Here is a 4,947-nt window from a genome sequence, read left to right as displayed (position 1 = left end):
AGTCAAAAAAGATTAAAGACATATTTATCTTGCCGCATAGAAAATTTAGCGCAAAAAAGCTCCTTGAGCTGAATAAATTTATAAAAGATAACGATATAAAAATAATCCATTCCCACGGCAAGGGCGCGGGCATCTATTCGCGGATGCTTAAAATTTTAAATCCAAGGCTAAAAATAGTCCATACTTTACACGGCGTTCATATCGGAGAATACGGCCTTTTAAAAAAGAGCGCGTATATTTTCTTGGAGCGATTTTTAACGCTATTTACCGATAAATTTATAAATGTTTCAAATAGCGAAAATAGCGTTTGTTTAAAGCTTAAATTATTTAAAAAAAGCAAGAGCGAGGTCGTATATAATGGCATAAAAGCTCTTTTGAAAGACGATAACGCCAAGATAAAATTTGATCTGTCAGGCAAAAAGGTAGTTACCATTATTTCAAGATTTGAATATCAAAAAAATATGGGTTTGGCGTACGAGATAGCCAAAAATTTTAAAGATAATTCAAGCATCGTTTTTTTATGGCTCGGAGATGGCGACGATAGGGCAAAATTTGAATCTATGGCGCAAAAAGACGGCGCAAATATAATCTTTACGGGCTTTACCGATGAAATACCCGCGTATCTATCCGCTACAGACATCTATCTGTCTACGTCCAGGTGGGAGGGGTTGCCTTACGCGCTCATAGAGGCGCAGTCGCTCGGCATCCCGATAGTGGCGACAAACGTCGTGGGAAATAACGAAGTCGTAGAAAACGGCAAAAGCGGATTTTTGTTTGAGGGCGCACAGCAGGCGTGCCGGCATATAGAAATTTTATTAAACGATGATAAAATATACGGTAAAATGCAGGCCGAAGCATTGCTAAATTTTAAAGATAAATTTGATATCGGCGTTATGATTCGTAAAGTGGAAAAAATTTACGAGCAGATATTTGAAAATATATCAACTAGGGAGCTACAATGAAAAAAGCCCTTATCCATGACTGGTTCAGCACCTATGCGGGTGCGGAGAAATGCGTCGAGAGTTTTACTGATATCTGGGATGATTTTGAAATTTATAGCCTCATCGACTTTTTAAGCGGCACCGACCGGGATAAAATTTTAAAAGGCAAGCGCGCTCACACGAGCTTTATCCAGAAGCTGCCATTCGCAAAGGACAAATACCGCAACTACCTGCCGCTATTTCCGCTTGCGATCGAGCAGTTTGATCTAAGCGGCTACGACGTCGTGCTATCCAGCTCGCATGCCGTCGCAAAAGGGGCGCTGACGCACTCAAATCAACTTCACATTGCCTATGTACACACGCCGATCCGCTACGCGTGGGATCTGTATCATCAGTACTTGCGCGAAAGCGGGCTAGATCGCGGTCTAAAGGGCGTGCTGGCGAAGTATTTTTTACATAAAATTAGGCTTTGGGACGCGAGCACCGCAAACCGCGTGGATCACTACGTCGCAAACAGCCGCTACATCGCGCGCCGTATCAAAAAAACATACGGCAAGCCTAGCGACGTCATCTATCCGCCCGTGGACGTGGATAAATTTACTCTGCGCGAAGCCAAAGAGGAGTTTTACCTCACTGCCTCGCGCATGGTACCGTACAAAAAGATTGATCTCATCGTCGAGGCGTTTTCGCAGACGGATAAAAAGCTGCTCGTTATCGGCGACGGGCCCGATATGGCGAAAATCAAGTCAAAAGCGGGCAAAAATGTCGAGCTTTTGGGCTTTGCGAACGATGAGACGATGGCAGATCTCATGGGGCGGGCTAAGGCGTTCGTTTTTGCCGCCGAGGAGGACTTCGGCATCACGCCGGTAGAAGCGCAGGCATGCGGCACGCCGGTGATCTGCTTCGGGCGCGGCGGAGCTCGCGAGACGGTGCGCGATGGCGAGAGCGGGCTGTATTTTATGGAGCAAAACACAAAGGAGCTGCTCGCCGCCGTAGCTAAATTTGAGCAAAATTATGATAAATTTGAGCCTGTAAAAATCAGAGAAAATTCTTTAAAATTTTCGCGTGCGCGCTTTGAGACCGAGATCAAAAGCTACGTCGAGAAAAAATATGAGGAATTTAAGGACGGCCAAAATGACTAATATAATCCTAAGCGGCGGCAGCGGCACGAGGCTGTGGCCCATCAGCCGCACGCTTATGCCGAAGCAGTTCGTGCGCCTCTTTGATGACCGCTCGCTTTTTATGATGAGCTACGAGCGAAACTCCCCGCTATGCGAGCGCACGCTTGTCGTTTCAAACGAGCAGCAGTATTTTTTGGCGCTCGATCAGCTTGAGGTTTTGGGTGGGTGCGGCGTAAAATTCCTGCTCGAACCAGTCGGTAGAAACACGGCTCCTGCGATCGCGCTTGCGTGTTTGAGCTTAAAGGCCGAGGAGATCGTTTTCGTAACGCCGAGCGATCATCTGATTAGAAATCAGGCGGAGTATAAAAACAGCGTCTTACGCGCGCGCGAGCTTGCAAAGCAGGGGTTTTTGGTGACGTTTGGTATCAAGCCCGCGGAGGCAAATACGGGCTACGGCTATATCGAAGCTAGCGGCGAGGACGTGTTAAAATTTCACGAAAAGCCTGAGCTTGCGGCAGCGCAAAGCTACATAGCGGCGGGGAATTTTTACTGGAATAGTGGCATGTTTATGTTTAAAGCAGGCGTATTTTTAGACGAACTAAAGGCGCAGAGCTCTGAAATTTACGAAGCCTGCGTTCGTGCGTACGAAAATTCTAACGCGGAAAATCCGATTAGAATTAAACTAGGCGATATGCAAGAGATACCCGCAGATAGCATCGATTACGCAGTTATGGAGCGCACGAGCCTTGCTAAGGTCGTGCCCGCAGATATCGGCTGGAGCGATCTGGGAAGCTTCGATAGTTTAGACGCCGAACTGCCTAAAGACGCGAACGGCAACACCGCAAGCGAGCAAAATATCGCTCTAAATTCTAAAAACAATCTCATCATCGGCTCGGGCCGCACGATAGCCGCCATAGACATCGAGAATCTCGCTATCGTCGATACCAAAGACGCCCTGCTCATATGCAAAAAAGGTTCTACCCAAAAGGTAAAGCAGGTGGTGGAGCGGCTGAAGGATAGCGATCTAGCGCGCGTGCACGTAACGACGCACCGCCCGTGGGGTAGCTACACGGTGCTCGAAGATGAGCGCGGCTACAAGATCAAGCGCATCGTCGTAAAGCCCGGCAAGCGACTATCTCTGCAGAAGCACTATCATCGCAACGAGCACTGGATCGTCGTTAGCGGCACTGCGACCGTGACCGTGGGCGAGCGGAATTTCTTGCTGCGCGAGAATGAATCGACATTCATTAGAATGGGTGAGGTTCATCGCCTCGCAAACGAGGGTAAAATCCCCGTCGTACTAATCGAAGCTCAAGTGGGCAGCTACACCGGCGAGGACGATATCGTGCGCCTGCAAGACGATTTTAATAGGAGTTAGGATGAAAAAGCAACTCTGCATTTTGATAATCTTGGCGGTCGATATTTTCGGCATCTGGCTTTGCTTCGGGCTTGCCGTGGTGCTTAAAAATCTGCTCTACGGCGATAGCGTGCTGCTGGATATCGGCAGGTATCAGGGCTTCGCGCCGTCCTACGTCATAATGATATTTTTGTTTTTTTATCAAGGGATCTATTCGAGGCGATATGATTTTTGGCACGAGAGTAGAATTTTAGTGAGAAGCTGCTTTTTTGGGCTTTTGCTCAGCCTTGCGTTGCTTGCTTTAATCAAAGTTAATTACGAATTTTCGCGCGCCAGCTTTATTCTGAGCTTTGCCTTTATGGCGGTGGTTTTGCCGATTTTTAAGCTCATAACGAAAAGGAAGCTTTTTAAATTTGGATTATGGCAGAAGAGGGCGAAAATTTTAGGCGAGGGCGAGGAATTTGAGAGCGCCGTCTTAGAAAGCGCGTATTTGGGATACGTTAGAGCTCTTGGCAGCGATTACGACGTGTTATTTATCGGCGGAAGCAGGCTTGGGGCGAAAGCCTTGAACGAGCTTATCGAGCATAATATCAGAAAGAACAAAGAAATTTTATTCACCCCCGTGCTGCGCTCATACGATTTTACGCAGGCAGATATTTACAGCGTTTTTGCTTCGCGCACCAGCCTCTTTGCGATACGAAATTCTTTGAAAAGCCCTTTAAATTTAGCTCTTAAACGCGGGCTTGATTTAGCGCTAATTTTCTTAGCGCTTCCCTTGCTGGTACCGATTTTTGGCGTAATCGCGCTGATGATGAAGCTAAAAGAGCCCACGGGACGCATATTTTTTTCACACCAAAGGATGGGATTTGGCGGTAAGCCGTTTGGATGCCTGAAATTTCGCTCGATGAAAGAAAACGGCGATGAAATTTTAGCTCAGTATCTAAAGCAAAATCCACAAGAGGTGGAGTATTTTGAAAAATATCACAAATATGAGCATGATCCACGTATCACGAAGCTGGGCGATTTTTTGCGAAAAAGTTCGCTAGATGAGCTTCCGCAGCTGATCAACGTCCTAAAGGGCGAAATGAGCATCGTAGGCCCTCGCCCGTGCGCGCAATATGAGCGCAAAGATATGGGCGAATACGCCGATCTCATACTCGCCGTCAAGCCCGGCATTACGGGGCTTTGGCAGGTGAGCGGGCGCAGCGATGTAGATTTTGCGACTAGAGCGGGTATGGATACGTGGTATATGAAAAACTGGTCGATCTGGAACGACATCGTAATTATTTTAAAAACCTTCAAAGTCGTTTTGGCGCGCGAAGGGGCGAGCTGATAGTTTATAGAGTTTAAGACGGGGCTGCCTCTTTTGAGATAAATTTTAAATTTAATACGGCGCTTTGATCAAGATATTAGAATCGCTTGAGGCTAAATTTTGCACGATTTAAAATACATATACACAACAATGTAATTGCATGAAAATAGCTAGGAATTCGCGGCGCAAAATTTGAAATTTTGAAATTTCATCGCA

At 46.7% G+C, this 4,947-nt stretch carries 4 protein-coding genes; all 4 read left to right on the top strand.

Annotation, left to right across the window (positions count from 1 at the left end):
- The coding region (locus tag Q0277_RS01690; RefSeq protein ID WP_297994926.1) for a glycosyltransferase at positions 1 to 962 on the top strand (962 nt) is incomplete at its 5' end.
- A complete protein-coding gene (locus Q0277_RS01685) occupies positions 959 to 2,083 on the top strand; it encodes a glycosyltransferase family 4 protein (protein WP_297994923.1) in 1,125 nt (374 codons plus the stop codon). The genes Q0277_RS01690 and Q0277_RS01685, both read left to right, overlap by 4 nt.
- Positions 2,076 to 3,440 (top strand): mannose-1-phosphate guanylyltransferase/mannose-6-phosphate isomerase, encoded by a 1,365-nt coding sequence (locus tag Q0277_RS01680; protein ID WP_297994921.1) that lies wholly within the window; start codon positions 2,076 to 2,078, stop codon positions 3,438 to 3,440. The genes Q0277_RS01685 and Q0277_RS01680 overlap by 8 nt, the downstream gene beginning before the upstream one ends.
- A 1-nt stretch (position 3,441) precedes the next feature.
- On the top strand, positions 3,442 to 4,752 hold the full coding sequence (locus Q0277_RS01675) for a sugar transferase (protein WP_297994919.1): 1,311 nt from the start codon (positions 3,442 to 3,444) through the stop codon (positions 4,750 to 4,752).
- Positions 4,753 to 4,947 lie beyond the last annotated feature (195 nt).

The organism is uncultured Campylobacter sp., from assembly GCF_938030815.1.
GTDB lineage: Bacteria > Campylobacterota > Campylobacteria > Campylobacterales > Campylobacteraceae > Campylobacter_B.
This window is presented reverse-complemented; position numbering and strand designations above follow the sequence as displayed.

What these genes read in the sequence shown, in the direction of transcription:
- Q0277_RS01685 (WP_297994923.1), top strand. Translation starts at nt 959, where the DNA reads ATGAAAAAAGCCCTTATCCATGACTGGTTCAGCACCTATGCGGGTGCG.
- Q0277_RS01680 (WP_297994921.1), top strand. Translation starts at nt 2,076, where the DNA reads ATGACTAATATAATCCTAAGCGGCGGCAGCGGCACGAGGCTGTGGCCC.
- Q0277_RS01675 (WP_297994919.1), top strand. Translation starts at nt 3,442, where the DNA reads ATGAAAAAGCAACTCTGCATTTTGATAATCTTGGCGGTCGATATTTTC.